Annotated in this window: 16 protein-coding genes; 9 read left to right on the plus strand and 7 right to left on the minus strand. The window is 69.5% G+C overall.

All coding sequences use genetic code 11. The features are described 5' to 3' along the window. Positions 1–24: 24 nt before the first annotated feature. Positions 25–591, plus strand: a complete 567-nt coding sequence (locus ABMQ42_RS14665; protein WP_349723737.1) for a LemA family protein — start codon at positions 25–27, stop codon at positions 589–591. An 11-nt stretch (positions 592–602) separates the two neighbouring features. Then, on the plus strand, positions 603–1,499 hold the full coding sequence (locus ABMQ42_RS14670) for a M48 family metalloprotease (RefSeq protein ID WP_349723738.1): 897 nt from the start codon (positions 603–605) through the stop codon (positions 1,497–1,499). Here the strand turns inward: ABMQ42_RS14670 and ABMQ42_RS14675 are convergent. Further along, a complete protein-coding gene (locus tag ABMQ42_RS14675; RefSeq protein WP_349723739.1) occupies positions 1,496–2,407 on the minus strand; it encodes a hypothetical protein in 912 nt (303 codons plus the stop codon). The genes ABMQ42_RS14670 and ABMQ42_RS14675 overlap by 4 nt on opposite strands. A 117-nt stretch (positions 2,408–2,524) precedes the next feature. On the opposite strand from ABMQ42_RS14675, the gene ABMQ42_RS14680 reads away from it, so the two are divergent. Both ABMQ42_RS14680 and ilvA read left to right on the plus strand, forming a co-directional pair. Further along, positions 2,525–3,664, plus strand: a complete 1,140-nt coding sequence (locus tag ABMQ42_RS14680; RefSeq protein ID WP_502884736.1) for an AI-2E family transporter — start codon at positions 2,525–2,527, stop codon at positions 3,662–3,664. Further along, positions 3,661–4,887: a threonine ammonia-lyase gene (gene ilvA / locus ABMQ42_RS14685; RefSeq protein ID WP_349723741.1), complete on the plus strand. Its 1,227-nt coding sequence runs from the start codon at positions 3,661–3,663 to the stop codon at positions 4,885–4,887. Before ABMQ42_RS14680 ends, ilvA begins: the two co-directional genes overlap by 4 nt. 6 nt (positions 4,888–4,893) lie before the next feature. On the opposite strand, the gene greA is transcribed toward ilvA, so the two are convergent. Together greA and ABMQ42_RS14695 are read right to left on the minus strand one after the other, a co-directional pair. After that, positions 4,894–5,385, minus strand: a complete 492-nt coding sequence (gene greA / locus ABMQ42_RS14690) for a transcription elongation factor GreA (RefSeq protein WP_349723742.1) — start codon at positions 5,383–5,385, stop codon at positions 4,894–4,896. A gap of 91 nt (positions 5,386–5,476) precedes the next feature. Then, complete coding sequence (locus ABMQ42_RS14695; RefSeq protein ID WP_349723743.1) at positions 5,477–5,872, minus strand: DUF4307 domain-containing protein; 396 nt, start codon at positions 5,870–5,872, stop codon at positions 5,477–5,479. Positions 5,873–5,935: 63 nt separating this feature from the next. Here ABMQ42_RS14695 and ABMQ42_RS14700 point away from each other — a divergent pair, with 63 nt between their 5' ends. Next, positions 5,936–6,235: a DUF4381 family protein gene (locus tag ABMQ42_RS14700; RefSeq protein WP_349723744.1), complete on the plus strand. Its 300-nt coding sequence runs from the start codon at positions 5,936–5,938 to the stop codon at positions 6,233–6,235. Positions 6,236–6,251: 16 nt separating this feature from the next. Here the strand turns inward: ABMQ42_RS14700 and trhA are convergent, their stop codons facing one another. Next, positions 6,252–6,944, minus strand: a complete 693-nt coding sequence (gene trhA / locus ABMQ42_RS14705) for a PAQR family membrane homeostasis protein TrhA (protein ID WP_349723955.1) — start codon at positions 6,942–6,944, stop codon at positions 6,252–6,254. A gap of 145 nt (positions 6,945–7,089) precedes the next feature. On the opposite strand from trhA, the gene ABMQ42_RS14710 reads away from it, so the two are divergent. The 4 genes from ABMQ42_RS14710 to ABMQ42_RS14725 all read left to right on the plus strand — a co-directional run bounded on the left by ABMQ42_RS14710 (position 7,090) and on the right by ABMQ42_RS14725 (position 11,331). Next, on the plus strand, positions 7,090–7,875 hold the full coding sequence (locus ABMQ42_RS14710; RefSeq protein WP_349723745.1) for an isoprenyl transferase: 786 nt from the start codon (positions 7,090–7,092) through the stop codon (positions 7,873–7,875). A gap of 46 nt (positions 7,876–7,921) precedes the next feature. Then, positions 7,922–9,043, plus strand: coding sequence for an aminotransferase class V-fold PLP-dependent enzyme (locus ABMQ42_RS14715; RefSeq protein WP_349723746.1), 1,122 nt, complete (start codon positions 7,922–7,924; stop codon positions 9,041–9,043). Positions 9,044–9,219: 176 nt separating this feature from the next. Next, positions 9,220–10,572: an RNA 5'-3' helicase PhoH2 gene (gene phoH2 / locus ABMQ42_RS14720; protein WP_502884719.1), complete on the plus strand. Its 1,353-nt coding sequence runs from the start codon at positions 9,220–9,222 to the stop codon at positions 10,570–10,572. Between the two features lie 99 nt (positions 10,573–10,671). After that, complete coding sequence (locus ABMQ42_RS14725; protein ID WP_349723747.1) at positions 10,672–11,331, plus strand: hypothetical protein; 660 nt, start codon at positions 10,672–10,674, stop codon at positions 11,329–11,331. Positions 11,332–11,400: 69 nt separating this feature from the next. On the opposite strand, the gene ABMQ42_RS14730 is transcribed toward ABMQ42_RS14725, so the two are convergent. The 3 genes from ABMQ42_RS14730 to ABMQ42_RS14740 are packed head-to-tail and all read right to left on the minus strand — an operon-like array spanning position 11,401 to position 15,033. Next, the gene (locus ABMQ42_RS14730) at positions 11,401–12,057 is read right to left on the minus strand and encodes a response regulator transcription factor (RefSeq protein ID WP_349723748.1); all 657 of its coding nucleotides are present in this window, start codon (positions 12,055–12,057) and stop codon (positions 11,401–11,403) included. Beyond that, positions 12,054–13,592 (minus strand): sensor histidine kinase, encoded by a 1,539-nt coding sequence (locus tag ABMQ42_RS14735; protein ID WP_349723749.1) that lies wholly within the window; start codon positions 13,590–13,592, stop codon positions 12,054–12,056. Before ABMQ42_RS14735 ends, ABMQ42_RS14730 begins: the two co-directional genes overlap by 4 nt. 46 nt (positions 13,593–13,638) lie before the next feature. Beyond that, positions 13,639–15,033: a class II fumarate hydratase gene (locus ABMQ42_RS14740; RefSeq protein WP_349723750.1), complete on the minus strand. Its 1,395-nt coding sequence runs from the start codon at positions 15,031–15,033 to the stop codon at positions 13,639–13,641. Between the last annotated feature and the right edge of the window lie 15 nt (positions 15,034–15,048).

A 15,048-nucleotide genomic window follows, 5' to 3' on the forward strand; every position in this document is an offset into this window, starting at 1 on the left:
AAATCGAACGGAGTGGTGCCTGCAATGGAATGGCTGATCCCGGTAATCGTCGTGGTCGCAGTGATCCTCATCATCGGGATCTACCTGTGGGCGACCTACAACTCGCTCGTCCAGCTGAATGTGCGCGTCGACGAAGCCTGGAGCGACATCACGGTGCAGCTCAAGCGTCGCGCCGACCTGCTGCCCAACCTCATCGAGGCAGTCAAGGGCTATGCGGCGCACGAGAAGGCGGTCTTCGAGAACGTCACCCAGGCGCGTGCCGAGACGCTGAACGCCTCGGGACCGGCCGATGCCGGGGTCGCCGAGGGGCACATGCAGCAGGCGCTGAAGTCGATCTTCGCGGTCGCCGAGGCGTACCCGCAGCTGCAGGCGAGCCAGAACTTCCTCCAGCTGCAGCAGAACATCGTCGACACCGAAGACAAGATCCAGGCGTCGCGTCGGTTCTACAACGGCGGTGTGCGTGAGCTGAACACCAAGATCAAGGTGTTCCCGAACAACCTGTTCGCGCGCAACCTCGGTTTCCACGAGCGCGAGTTCTTCGAGGTCGTCGACGGCGCGGCCATCGCAGAGCCGCCGCGCGTGCAGTTCTGATGCACTGACCGTTGTACTCGGCGATCGCGCGCAACAAGCGCAACACGTGGTTCATCCTCATCGCGTTCGTCGTGATCCTCGGCGCCCTCGGCGCCCTGGCCGGCTGGCTGTTCGGGAACAACTGGTGGATCACCGGTTTCGTCCTCGTGTTCGCCGGCGGCTACGCGACCATCCAGTACTTCACCGCCGACCGTCAGGCCATCGCGCTCTCCGGCGCCTTCGAGGTCGACAAGCAGAGCGCGCCGCGGTACTACCGGCTTGTCGAGAACCTCTGCATCACGACCGGCACACCGATGCCGAAGCTCTACGTCGTCGAAGATCCGGCGCCCAACGCGTTCGCGACGGGGCGCGACCCCGACCACGCGGCGATCACCGTGACGACGAGCCTGTTCGAGATCATGACCGATCGCGAGCTCGAGGGCGTGCTCGCCCACGAGCTCGGACACATCCGCAACTACGACATCCGCGTGTCGATGCTCGTCTTCGGGCTGGTCGTGGCCATCGGCCTGATCGCCGACATCCTCCTGCGCGTCACCTTCTTCGGCGGTGCCCGACGCAGCAACAACCAGGGCGGGGGACAGGCGCAGCTCGTGTTCCTGCTCCTGGGCATCGTCGCGGCGATCGTCGCGCCGCTGCTGGCGGGCGTGGTGCAGGCCGCGATCTCGCGCCAGCGCGAGTATCTCGCCGACGCGACGAGCGCCCTGACCACGCGCGACCCCGACGGGCTCGCGTCGGCACTGAACAAGCTGCAGACCTACGGGCGACCGATGCAGAAGGCCAACACGTCGATGGCCCACCTGTGGATCGCCGACCCGCTGCGCCCCAACGCGCTCGAGCGCATGTTCTCGACGCACCCGCCGATCCCCGACCGCATCGAGCGCCTGCACACGATGGGCGGCAGCTTCTAGTCAACGTGCAGCGACACCGTCGCCCCATCGAAGACCACGCGGCCGCGCAGTGCCCAGTCGTCGGCGCGGTAGACGACGGTGCGGGATGCCCCGTCCCAGTCCTCTCCCCGTGCCGTGGCGGTGATCTCGCCGTCCGTGGCGGCGAACGAGGTGCCGTCGGGCGCGAGCGCGAGGGCGGGGCGCCGGTCGATGCGGAAGTCGAGCGAGCTGAGGGTGCGCAGGTCGGCCGCCCACGGCACGCGCAGGCCGCAGTGCGCGGGGACGGTGGTGGTGGATGCCGCGCAACGGTCTTCATAGGCCGTCAGGGGCTTCTGCACCGCATCCGTCGCGCCGGCCGCGAGCGCGACGTCGAGGTCGGCGGTGACCGGCTTCTCGTTCGTCACGGTGATGCGTGCGGTCCCGGTGAGGACATCGGCGGGGAGCGCGGTGACCGGATACTCCGCGGGCAGGAGAAGCGTCTGCGCTCCCGCTGCCACCGTGGCCCGACCCACGCGGACGGCGTCGCCGATGCGAGGCTGCACGGTCAGCGCGCCGAGGAAGTCGCCGTTCAGGTGATAGGCGCGCCCCTCCCGGCTGAGGATGAACCACACGGTGACGCGCTTGCCGGTCAGCCGTGCGGTCGCGCGCACGCTGCCATCGTCGCGGATCGACTCGATACGGGAGGCGGTGATGCGAGCGGATGCCCCCGCGTAGGCGTCGTCGATCGTCGTCCGCTCCTCCGCAGACAGTGAGGCACCGGCCATCATCGCGTCGAGCGTGCCGATGTCGCCCGACTCCAGCGCGCCCAGATACTGCTCTGCGGCGTCGTGCAGGGTCGGCGGCCGCAGCATCCACCATCCCGCGACGGCGGCGCCCGCGACGACGACGGCCGCCGCGGCGACCAGGGCGATGACGGTGCGGGACTTCACACCTCCACGCTAGCTGCCGCGCCGACGCACGGTCAGGTTCCCGACCGCGCCCGGCCATAGACTGGCCGGGTGGCACAGTCCGACGGCACCCCGCGGCCCTCGCTGCGCGAGGCCCTCATGCAGCGCGTTGTGAGCACCGAGACGAGCGCGACAGTCCCCAGCGGGCTGCGCATCGCCGCCGCCTATGCCTGGCGTCTGCTGGTCGTGGCGGCTGCGCTGGCTCTCGGCATCTGGCTGATCATCGAGCTGAAGCTGCTGGTGATCCCGTTGCTGGTGGCGATTCTCGTCACGGCGCTGCTGTGGCCGGCGTTCGCCTTCATGCTGCGGCACCGCGTTCCGAAGGTTCCGGCGATCGTCATCTCCGTCGTCGGCACGCTGGCGATCGTCGCGGGGCTGATGTGGCTCGTGGGCTGGCAGATCGGCGCACAGTGGGACTCGGTGCGCGAACGCACCCGGGGCGCCGTCGAGTCGCTGCGCGACTACCTCGTGACCGGCCCGCTGGGCCTCACCGAGGCGCAGATCGACGACATGCTGCACCAGGCCGGGCAGTTCCTGCAGCAGCAGGCCGATCTCCTCTGGTCGGGGGCTCTGGTCATCGGCAGCACCGTCGGGCACATCGGCACCGGGTTCGTGCTGGCCGTGTTCATCCTGCTGTGCCTGCTCACCGACGGCGCCGGCATCTGGCGCTGGACGGTCCGGCTGTTCCCGAAGCGCGCGCGGGTGGCCATCGACGGCGCGGGTCGCGCCGGCTGGAACACTCTCGTGAACTATGCGCGCACCCAGCTCCTCGTGGCGACGATCGACGCGGTCGGCATCGGCTTGGGCGCGTTCCTGCTCGGCGTGCCGCTGGCCGTGCCGGTGGCCGTCCTCGTCTTCCTCGGGTCGTTCGTGCCCATCGTCGGAGCGGTCGTCACCGGCGTCCTGGCCGTCTTCCTCGCGCTCGTCTACAACGGCTGGTGGATCGCGCTGTGGATGCTGGTGGTCGTGCTCGGCGTGCAGCAGCTGGAGGGGCACGTGCTCCAGCCGGTCGTCATGGGCTCGGCGGTCAAGGTGCATCCGCTCGCGGTCGTGCTCGTCGTCGCCGGCGGTGCCATGATCGCAGGGATCCCCGGCGCGCTGTTCGCCGTGCCGCTGGCGGCCTTCGTCAACGTCGTGGCGGTGTACCTCAGTCACAAGGCATGGAAGGGCGACGCCGCGCTCGACGACGTCGATCTCATCTGGAACACGGTGCCCCGCACCAGGAAAGGCAGCGCATGAGTGCACTCACCCTCGCCGACTTCGAAGACGCGGCCTCGGTGCTGAGGGGAGTGATCACCGAAACGCCGATCGATCAGTCGCTGTACCTGTCCGAGCTGCTCGGGGTGCCCGTGCATCTGAAGCTCGAGAACCTGCAGCGGACCGGTTCGTTCAAGGTGCGCGGCGCCAGCTACCGCCTGTCGCGTCTGACGGCGGAGGAGCGGGCGCGCGGGGTCGTCGCGGCATCCGCCGGCAACCACGCTCAGGGCGTGGCACTCGCCGCGCAGCAGCTCGGCATCGCGGCCACGATCTTCATGCCGCTGGGTGTGCCGGTGCCCAAGCTGCTGGCCACCCGCGGCTATGGCGCCGACGTGGTGCTCGAGGGGACGACCGTCGAGACGCCGCTGCGGCTTGCCGCGGAGTTCGCCGAGCGCACGGGCGCCGTGCTCATCCACCCCTACGACCACCTCGACGTCATCACCGGTCAGGGAACGCTGGGACTCGAGCTGTGGGACGCCCTGCCCGACCTCGACACCGTCATCGTCGGGATCGGCGGAGGCGGGCTCATCTCCGGCGTCGCCGCCGCCGTGAAAGCCCGTGCGGCGGCCGAAGGCCGCACCGTGCGGGTGATCGGCGTGCAGGCGGAGAACTCGGCGGCCTACCCGCCCTCACTGGCCGCCGGGCACCCGATCGGGATCGCCACGACACCCACGATCGCCGACGGCATCGCGGTCGCGCGCCCCGGCGACATCACCTTCGATCTCGTACGCGAGTTCGTGGACGAGGTGGTCACCGTGACGGAGGACGACATCGCCCGTGCGCTGCTCGTGCTTCTGGAGCGCGCCAAGCAGGTCGTCGAGCCGGCGGGAGCCGTGGGAGTGGCCGCGATCCTCGCCGGCAAGATCGAGGCGTCCGGGACGACCGCGACGATCCTGTCGGGCGGCAACATCGACCCGCTGTTGCTGCAGCGCGTCGTCGCGCACGGGCTCGCGGCATCCGACCGCTACATGACCCTGCGCATTCCGCTGCCCGACCGTCCCGGTCAGCTTGCACTCGTCTCGGAGCTGCTCGCGCAGGCCGGGGCCAATGTCATCGAGGTGCTGCACACGCGGCACGGCCAGGGGCTGCAGATCAGCGAGGTGATCCTGCAGCTGAGCGTCGAGACGCGCGGTGCCGAGCACCGTGCGCTCGTGATCGACACGCTGCGCGGCGCCGGCTTCGACCTCGAGGTCGTCGAGGACTGACGAGCGTCAGCTGGGGGAGTAGGTCTCGACCTTGACGACCTCCACCGCGATCTCGCGACCGTTCGGAGCCGTGTAGGACGACTTCTCGCCCTCCTTCAGGCCGATGATCGCGCTGCCCAGCGGTGAGGCCTCGCTGTAGACGTCGAGGTCGCCGCCCGCCGCGATCTCGCGGCTGCCCAGGAGGAACACCTCTTCGTCGCCCGCGACGATCGCGGTGACGACGGTTCCGGGCTCGACGACGCCGTTGCTGGCCGGGGCCTCGCCGACGACGGCGTTCTTCAGCAGCGACTGCAGCGTGCGGATGCGGGCCTCCTGCTTGCCCTGCTCGTCCTTCGCCGCGTGGTAGCCGCCGTTCTCCTTGAGATCGCCCTCTTCGCGGGCCGCCTCGATGCGCTTGGCGATCTCCTCCCGACCCGTCGTGGAGAGGTGTTCGAGCTCGGCGGTGAGACGGTCGTACGCCTCTTGCGTGAGGAAGGTCACTGCAGCATCGTCGGACACGTCTTCTCCTTCGGTCGGGGCGGACGGGGGTCGCACCGGATAAGCCGAGACGCCCCGGCACCCTGCCGGAGCGTCTGTTTCTGCAGGTACCCTATTCCACCCAGCAGGTGTTCACCAAACCGGTCGTCGCCATGCCGATCGTGGGGATCGTCTCACGATACGCGTTGGTGTGCTTCTCGGATGCCGGCAGGTGCACGACCTTCCATCCGACGATCCCGTGGTCCTCGTCGTCGGCCTCCAGAACGCACACGACGCCGCCGTCGGCGGTCGACGTGACCTGGAACGACAGGGTCACCGTGCGGGCGTCGACGACCTCGTAACCGGTGGCCGTGGCATCCACCGATGACGAAGTGCCTCCCCACGCCATCCAGATGAGCAGCGCACCCACGAGGACGGCGACGACGACACCGGCCACCCATGCCCACAGCCGCGCGTGCGGGGAGCGCACGCGCCCGTAGCGCTCGTCGAGCATCTGCTGCGTGGTCATCGCGGCTCCGTGGGGGAATAGGCTGGGATTCCAGGTTAAGCGCTCCGCGCGGAATGAGGAAAAATGCACGCTGCGATCGCCGCTCTCGCGATCCTCGCCGACGTCACGACCACCCCGAGTCCGTCCGGCACGCCCGACCCGGCCACGGTGACGCCGGGCCCGTGGGGTTTCGTCGTCGTCGCCCTCCTCGCGGTGGTCGTCATCCTGTTGATCTGGGACATGCTGCGTCGCATCCGCCGTGCACGTTACCGTGCGCAGGTGCGCGAAGAGCTCGACGCCGAGCAGGCCGAGGGTGCTGAGGCCGCGCGCGCCACGCAGACCGACGCCGAAGACGTCGACGCCTCCGGCGACGACCGCGGCTGATCGCGGCGGTCGCCCGTCACCCCAGGTGGTAGGCGGGGTGCAGGGCGATCAGCAGTGATGCGGCCCAGTGGCAGAGGAACGCGAGCACGGTGCACACGTGGAAGATCTCGTGGAAGCCGAAACGGCCGGGCCACGGGTTGGGGCGCTTCAGGGCGTAGACCACGGCACCGGCGGTGTAGAGCAGACCGCCCACGATGACCAGGATCATCATCGGCACGCTGGCCTGGAACAGCGGCACGATGTACATGATCGCCGCCCAGCCCAGTGCCAGATAGAGCGCGACGTAGAGCCAGCGCGGCGCGTTGATCCAGAACACGCGGAAGAAGATCCCGAGGATCGCGCCGGTCCACACGATGGCCAGCAGCAGGACCGTCTTGGGCGTGGGCAGGGCCAGCACGGCCAGCGGTGTGTAGGTTCCGGCGATCAGCAGCAGGATGTTCGCGTGGTCGATGCGCTTGAGCACGGCCTTCGTGCGGGGCTTCCAATTGAACCGGTGGTACAGCGCCGAGTTGCCGAAGAGCAGCAGCGAGGTCGCCATGAACACGGCGCTCGCCCACTTCGCCGGGGCGCCGTCGGCCAGCACGATGAGGATGACGCCGACGGCGATCGCGACCGGGAACGTGCCCGCGTGGATCCAGCCGCGCCAGGTGGGCTTGATCTCCTCCACCGCGTCGGCGGCTGCCGCCTCCAGCAGGGGCAGCTGCGGCATCTCCGCCTCTCCCGAGGCGGGAGAGGGCGCGGCGGAGGGGTCGGACGGTCGGGTGCGGCGGCTCATCTTCCGAGCCTAGGCCGTCGTGCATGCCGCGGCGGGAACATACGGGGTGCGCACACGTCCGGGGCGGTAGCGTTGTCTCGTGACGTCCGAGCGGTCGAACCCAGGGCAGGGACCCCTCTACCGGCTGTACATCAGCAGGCTGCGGCGGCAGATCCCGCCGGAGGCCGTCCCCGGGCACGTCGCGATGATGATCGACGGCAACCGGCGCTGGGCGCGCCAGCTCGGCTATCACACGGCGGCCGAAGGGCATCGGGCGGGCGCGGCGAAGATGCGCGAGTTCCTCGAATGGTGCGACGCGGTCGGGGTGAAGGTCGTCTCGCTCTACCTGCTCTCGTTGGACAATCTGCGCAAACGCGAGCCGCAGGAACTCGCCGACCTCATCGAGATCATCGCCGAACTGGCCGACAGCCTCTCGCACGTGAAGGACTGGCGGGTGCAGCATGTGGGGCGCAGCGAGGCCGTGCCGGAGGACCTCGCGCGCGTGCTGACCGCGGCTCAGGAGCGCACCAAAGACAACGACGGCCTGCACGTGAACCTCGCCGTGGGCTACGGCGGGCGCGGCGAGATCGTCGACGCCGTCCGCAGCATCATCCAGCAGCACGATGAGAGGGGCGGCACGCTCGAAGAGCTGGCGGCCAGCCTCACGCCCGAGCAGATCGGCGAGCACCTCTACACGGGCGGGCAACCTGATCCGGACCTCGTGATCCGCACCTCGGGCGAGCAACGGCTCAGCGACTTCCTGCTCTGGCAATCGGCCCACAGCGAGTTCTATTTCGTGGAGGCGCTTGGGCCCGATCTGCGCGAGGTCGACTTCCTGCGCGCGATCCGCGATTACGCCGACCGCGACCGCCGATTCGGCGGGTGAGTGCCTGGCCACCGGTCAGAGCGCCGGGGCGTGCCACAATGACAGCGTGAGCGATCTGGAAGGCTACCGCGCGTCGTTCGAGACGGAACCCGGCTATCTCGACTGGGCGGCGTTCGGGCCACTGTCCCCGCGGGTGCGCGACGAGATGCACGGCGATGCCGAACTGCTCGGAACGGGGAGGGGCTCGAGCATCGATCTCGTGCGCGGCCACACCGACGTCGCGCGCGAACTGCTGGGCGAACTGCTCGACACCGACGCCGACGAGGTGACGCTGCAGCCGTCGACGACCTACGGGCTCATGCAGGCGCTGTACGGGCTGCGTGGGGCACTGCTCGTCGCGAGGGGGGAGTTCCCCAGCCTCGCGGTCACCGCGGCGCGGGCAGCGGCGCTGCGCGAGGACCTCCATGTGCAGTGGATGGAGCCCGAACACGGATTCGTGACGCCGGATGCGGTCCGGTCGGCCCTGACCGACGAGACCACCGCCGTCGCGGTGAGCCTGGTCGACTTCCGCACCGGCTATCTCACGGACCTCGGCGCGCTGCGTGATGTGATCGACGACCGTCTGCTGATCGTCGACGCCATCCAGGGGTTCGGCGTGACCGATGCGGACTATGCGGCCGCGGACGTCGTCTGCGGCAATGGGTACAAATGGCTGCGTGCGGGTCGCGGTACGGGATGGGCCCGCTTCGGCGCACGTGCGCTCGAGCGACTCGAGCCCGCACTCTCCGGCTTCGCCGGTGCCGATGTCGACCTGCCGCTCGATGAGACGCCGGGCGTGGCATCCACCGCACAGCGGTTCCGCGTCACCGCCGACGACATGCTCGCGTCGGGGCGGCTGGCGACGGCTCTGGAGGAGGTCCGGGATGCCGGAGTGCCGGCCATCGCCGACGCCGTGGCCGACCGCGCCGACGAGCTGATCGGGTACGCCGACGGTCATGGCATTCCGGTCGTCACGCCGCACGAGCGGGAGCGCCGGGCGGGAATCGTCGTACTCCGGCCCGACGCGAGCGACGTGTCGGCGCTCTCGGCCGCGCTGGTGAATCGCGGCGTCACCTTCACCGCCCGTGCGGGATCGGTGCGGCTGGCCGTGCACGCCGGGACCGACGATGACTCGATGCGCCTGCTCGTCGAGGCGCTCGCGGCCTACGCCACATACCGGGCTCGCTGATCTTCGCGAAGAGTTAACGCGCCGTTCGCGTGTCGAGCCCGCACGGAGTCGTGACGGCGTCGTACGGTCATGGCATCGGGCAAGGTGCCCGGTCGAGTCGACCGATCGGATCGCGACTCGTGGCCCCGGGTCGACTTGTGGGAGCCGGGACGGACGTCCCGGGTCAGGAGCAGGTTGTGACCACTCGAGCCCTGCAGCAGGAGCAGTCCCGCACCCGGACTGCCGCTGACCGTGACACGGCGCTTCGCACCTATGTCCTCGACACCTCGGTGCTGCTGAGCGATCCGCGGGCGCTGTTCCGCTTCGCCGAGCACTCGTTGGTGATCCCCGTCGTGGTCATCACCGAACTGGAGGGGAAGCGGCACGATCCCGAGATCGGATACTTCGCACGCCAGGCGCTGCGACACCTCGACGACCTGCGCGTCGAGCACGGCCGGCTCGACTACCCCGTTCCCGTCGGAGACGGCGGCACGCTGCGGGTCGAGCTGACGAACACCGACGCGTCGGTGCTGCCCGCCGGCCTGCGGCTGGGCGACAACGACACCAGGATCCTCGCCGTCGCGATGCACCTGATGGACGATGGGCAGGACGTGACCGTGGTCTCCAAGGACCTGCCGATGCGGGTCAAGGCGGCGTCGTTGGGGATCAGCGCCGAGGAGTACCTCGCCGAGCAGGCGCTCGACTCAGGATGGACCGGCATGGCCGAGATCGACGTCTCGGGCGACGAGGTCAGCGATCTGTACGAGACCGAGGTCGCCGTCAGCGACGGCGTGCGCGGCCTCCCGGTGAACACCGGCCTGGTCATCCACTCCGAGCGCGGGTCGGCGCTGGGACGCGTGACCGGCGAGGGGGCCTTCCGCCTCGTGCGCGGCGACCGCGAGGTCTTCGGGCTGCACGGACGCAGCGCCGAGCAGCGCGTCGCGATCGACCTGCTCCTGGATCCCGAGGTCGGCATCGTCTCCCTCGGTGGACGCGCCGGAACGGGCAAGTCGGCGCTGGCGCTGTGTGCGGGGCTCGAGGCGGCGCTCGAACGGCAGCAGCAGCGCCGGATCATCGTGTTCCGGCCGCTGTTCGCGGTCGGCGGCCAAGAACTCGGGTATCTGCCCGGTGACGCGCAGGAGAAGATGAATCCCTGGGGACAGGCGGTCTACGACACGCTGGGTTCGGTGGTCTCCGCCAACGTCATCGACGAGGTGATGGAACGGGGGATGCTGGAGGTGCTGCCTCTCACGCATATCCGGGGCCGGTCGCTGCATGACGCGTTCGTGATCGTCGACGAGGCGCAGTCGCTGGAGCGCAACGTGCTGCTCACGGTGCTCAGCCGTATCGGTCAGAACTCGCGGGTGGTGCTGACGCACGATGTGGGGCAGCGCGACAACCTGCGCGTCGGACGACACGACGGTGTGGCATCGGTGATCGAGACGTTGAAGGGGCACGACCTGTTCGGCCACGTGACGCTGATGAGGTCGGAACGGTCGCCCATCGCCGCGCTGGTCACCGACCTGCTCGAGACGGGTGAGCTCTCCTGACTACAACGTGAGAAGAGTCTCACCGTAAGGAGTCGTTCATCTCCGGTCCGAAGCGGCACGATGGAGGGGCGGGGCATTTCGCCGCGTACGGGAGGGAACGTGGACGCACGGGCAGCGTTGCTTGCGGGAACGGGTACAGCCGTCGCGCTCGCTGTCGCGATGACCTGTGGCGTGGCGCTGAGCTCTGCGAGCGCCCTCGCCGACAAGCCGGGCACTGTTCTGCGCGGAACTGCCGTCGTCGTGCCCGGCAGTCCGCAGCCCACGACGACGTCCAGCGCCGCTGACGGTGCGCCCGAGACGGTCGCAGCGCCCGCGCCCAAAGACATCGGCGAGACGCACGACGACGTCGCAGCGCCCAAGAAGACCGTCTCTGCCGGTGGTGGCACCGAGACCAAGGCAGGCTCGGGCTCATCCGACGCTGCGAAGACCGCCGCCGAGAAGAAGGCGTCGACGGCAGACACGGCGAAGGCCGGCAAGACCGACGACAAGGGCTCGTCGGATGTGCGTCACGCGGACGGCACGGCGGCGTGGTCCGCAGACGACGCCGCGCAGTTCCGCGAGCGCATGCGCGCACTCGTCGAGCGCTGGGAGCGCCGACAGGCGGAGATCGGCACGCGCGCGAACGAATGGCGCGAACAGCAGACACAGAAGGAGTCCTCCGTCGGAACGACGGAGGAGGACTCCGGGTCGGTGCATCCCCGTGACCGATCCGGATTGCAGAAAGGGCAATCGCACCGTTCCCCAGACGACCGCGATTGACGTGGTGGGACTCCCCACATGCCCGCCACCCCACCCCCGGTGCCCCCAGCGCCGGGGGTTTCTGCGTGATCAGCCCCAGCGGTAGCCGGCGCCACGCACGGTGACGATGTGGTCGTGGCCGACCTTGCTGCGCAGGTAGCGGACGTACACGTCGACGACGTTCGAGCCGGGATCGAAGTTCAGGCCCCAGACCTCGCGGAGCAGCCACTCCCGGCTGAGCACCTCGCCGGGATGACGGAGGAACTGCTCGGCAAGGGTGAACTCGCGGGCGGACAGCTCGACGTCGCGACCGCCGACGGTCGCCCGGCGGGCCAGGAGGTCGATCTCGACGTCGTCCTGACGGAGCACGAAGCCGCGTCGCGGAGCGGACTCACGCAGCCGCGAACGCACGCGCGCGAGCAACTCCTCGAACGCGAAGGGCTTGGGGATGTAGTCGTTGGCGCCGGACTCGAGTCCGTCCACGGTGTCGCGAGTGCTGGTGCGCGCGGTCAGCATGATCACCGGAAGCGCCGAGCCGCCGGCGCGAAGGTTGCGCAGGACCTCGAATCCGTCCATCTCGGGCAGGCCGATGTCCAGAAGGACGAGGTCGACCTCACCGGAGAGCGCGATCTCGAGGGCCCGGTCGCCCTCTTCGGCCAGCTCGGTCTCATACCCCGCGGACTCGAGTCCGCGGCGGATGAAGGACGCGATCTGGGGCTCGTCCTCGGCGATGAGGATCCGTGTCATTCTGCCGCCTCTCTCTGCAACACCACATCTCCCGCACGCACCGGCTGGGGCAGCTGGGGCTCGGGTGCACGCACCGGGACCCGCAGCACGAAGGTCGCGCCGCCGCCCGGGCTGTCGACGATGTCGCATGCACCGCCGTGCGCCTTCATGATCGCATCGACGATGGCAAGGCCCAGGCCCGACCCGCCCACGCTGCGCCGGCCACCGCCGCGATCGAAACGGCGGAAGATGCGGTGACGCGCAGCCGGGGGGATTCCGGTGCCGTGGTCGCGCACCCACAGGCTCACCTCGGAGGATGACGCGGTGCTGCCGACTTCGACGGGCGTGCCGGCGGGCGTGTACTTCGCCGCGTTGTCGGCGAGTTGGAGCCATGCCTGCAGCAGGCGGTCGGGGTCGCCCTGCACGCGTGCGTCGGCGACGGCCTCCACGTGCCAGGTGTGTCCCGGGATCACCTCGACGAGCTCGCCCAGGCGCCGCGTCAGCGGTGCCACGTCGACCTCGTGCAGGGTCAGCGGCTCGCCGCCCTCCACGCTCGCCAGCATGTCGATGTCTTCGACGAGCCGCGTCATACGGTCCAGCTCGGCGATGCCGAGGGCGCGAGTGCTGTCGACGTCGGCCGGATCCGTGGCATCCATCAGCTCCAGGTGTCCGCGCACGACGGTGATCGGCGTCTTCAGCTCGTGGCGGACGTCGTCCAGGAGCTGGCGCTGCACGTCGACCGAGCCCTCGAGTCGGTCGAGCATCGAATTGACGGTGCGGGTCATGTCGGAGATGTCGTCGTTGCCCTGTGTGGGGATTCGGGTGCCGAGGTCGGCGATGGTGATGGAATCGGCCGTGTCGCGCAGATGACGGATGGGGGAGAGCAGCCGGCCCGCGACGAACCAGCCGACGGCGCCGATGGCCGCGAGGACGGCGAGTGCGGCGATGCCGTAGGTGATCATGGATGCGGTCATCGGTGCCAGCTCGGCACCGAGGTCGACGGCGCGGATGTACACGCCCTTGTCGGGATCGCCCGCCATCGTCACCGGGATGGCGATGTACCGGAGCGAGCCCTGGGGGGTGACGACGGTGCCGATCTTGGAGTTTCCGTCGACCGAACTCTCAGCATCGGCGACGGCACGGTCGATGAGCACGGTGTTGCCGGAGATGTCGAATCCGCTGAGGGTGCGCGGCTGGTAGCGCGGGCGCCCGTTGATGACGGCGACGGAGGCCTCATTCTGTGCCGGCACGAGACGTGCGACGGCGTCGTGCAGGTAGTCGGCCACCGACGAGTAGTCGGCGACATCGAGGGCCTCGGCGGCCGTCGCCGTGGTGGCGCTGGGCGACGGCGACGGCGTGGCGGCGGCGCTCTCGGATGCCACCGTGCGAAGCGCGTCGACCTGCGACTTCAGGCGGAAGTCGACGCCGTCGATGACGCGCTGCCGCTGTGCGATGAAGGTCACGCTGCCGACGATCGCCAGGCCCACACAGGCCACGGCGATGATCGCCCCCAGAATCCGGGTGCGCGCGGAGATGGGTCGGCGCGAGCGGTGCACGGTGCCATTATCGCCCCCGCCGGCCCATCTACCGCATTCGGGTCTCTCAGCCGGCGTGGGTCATCGACAACACGTCGAGCTTCTCGTCGAGCTGCGCCTCGGTGATCTCGCCGCGTTCCACGTAGCCGAGGTCGATGACGGCCTCGCGCACCGTGATGCCCTTCGCGACCGCGTGCTTGGCGATCTTCGCGGCGGCTTCGTAGCCGATGATCTTGTTCAGCGGGGTGACGATCGACGGCGACATGCCCGCGTACGCCGCGGCGCGCTCGACATCGGCCTCCAGGCCGTCGACCGCCTTGTCGGCCAGCGTCCGCATGGCGTTCGAGAGCAGGCGGATCGACTCGAGCAGCGCCGTGCCCATGACGGGGATGGCCACGTTCAGCTCGAACGCGCCGGAGGCACCCGCCCAGGCGACGGTGGCGTCGTTGCCGATCACGCGCGCGCACACCATGAGGGTGGCCTCGGGGATGACCGGGTTGACCTTGCCGGGCATGATCGACGAGCCGGGCTGCAGATCGGGGATGTGGATCTCGCCGAGCCCGGTGTTCGGGCCCGAGCCCATCCAGCGCAGGTCGTTGTTGATCTTCGTGAGCGAGACGGCGATCGTGCGCAGCGCGCCGGACGCCTCGACGAGGCCGTCGCGGTTGGCCTGCGCCTCGAAGTGGTCCTTCGCCTCGCTGATCGGCAGCTCGGTCTCTGCCGCCAGAAGCTCGATGACCTTCTGCGGGAACCCGAGTGGGGTGTTGATGCCGGTGCCGACCGCGGTGCCGCCCAGCGGAACCTCGCCGACGCGGGGGAGCGCTGTGCGCACGCGCTCGATGCCCAGGCGCATCTGGCGGGCGTAGCCGCCGAACTCCTGGCCGAGAGTGACCGGCGTGGCGTCCATCAGGTGCGTGCGGCCCGACTTCACGACGGACTTCCAGGCCTCCGCCTTCGCCTCGAACGCGACGGCGAGGTGGTCGAGAGCCGGGATGAGGTCGTCGATGAGCGCCTGCGTCACGGCGATGTGCACCGACGTCGGGAACACGTCGTTCGAGGACTGCGACGCGTTGACGTGGTCGTTGGGGTGCACCGGTGAACCGAGCTTGCGGGTCGCGAGGGTCGCGAGCACCTCGTTCATGTTCATGTTCGAGCTCGTGCCCGACCCGGTCTGATAGGTGTCGACGGGGAACTGGTCGTCGAACTCGCCGGTGACGACCTCGTCGGCGGCGGCGGCGATGGCATCGGCGACGGTGCCGTCGAGCACGCCGAGCGACTTGTTCGCGAGCGCGGCGGCCTTCTTGATGCGGGCCAGCGCGGCGATCTGCGCCGACTCGAGGCCCTTGCCCGAGATGGGGAAGTTCTCGACGGCGCGCTGCGTCTGCGCGCCGTAGAGCGCGGTGGCGGGCACGCGCACCTCGCCCATCGTGTCGTGCTCGATGCGGTATTCGGTGTCAGTCACTTCTTCGTTCCTCCT

It is taken from the genome of Microbacterium sp. KR10-403 (genome assembly GCF_040196215.1).
Lineage (GTDB): Bacteria > Actinomycetota > Actinomycetes > Actinomycetales > Microbacteriaceae > Microbacterium.

Excerpts from the sequence above, each read along its gene's own strand:
- ABMQ42_RS14695 (WP_349723743.1), bottom strand. The coding sequence starts at position 5,872 with ATGACCACGCAGCAGATGCTCGACGAGCGCTACGGGCGCGTGCGCTCC.
- ABMQ42_RS14730 (WP_349723748.1), bottom strand. The coding sequence starts at position 12,057 with ATGACACGGATCCTCATCGCCGAGGACGAGCCCCAGATCGCGTCCTTC.
- ABMQ42_RS14665 (WP_349723737.1), top strand. The coding sequence starts at position 25 with ATGGAATGGCTGATCCCGGTAATCGTCGTGGTCGCAGTGATCCTCATC.
- trhA (WP_349723955.1), bottom strand. The coding sequence starts at position 6,944 with ATGCCGCAGCTGCCCCTGCTGGAGGCGGCAGCCGCCGACGCGGTGGAG.
- ilvA (WP_349723741.1), top strand. The coding sequence starts at position 3,661 with ATGAGTGCACTCACCCTCGCCGACTTCGAAGACGCGGCCTCGGTGCTG.
- ABMQ42_RS14700 (WP_349723744.1), top strand. The coding sequence starts at position 5,936 with ATGCACGCTGCGATCGCCGCTCTCGCGATCCTCGCCGACGTCACGACC.
- ABMQ42_RS14680 (WP_502884736.1), top strand. The coding sequence starts at position 2,525 with ATGCAGCGCGTTGTGAGCACCGAGACGAGCGCGACAGTCCCCAGCGGG.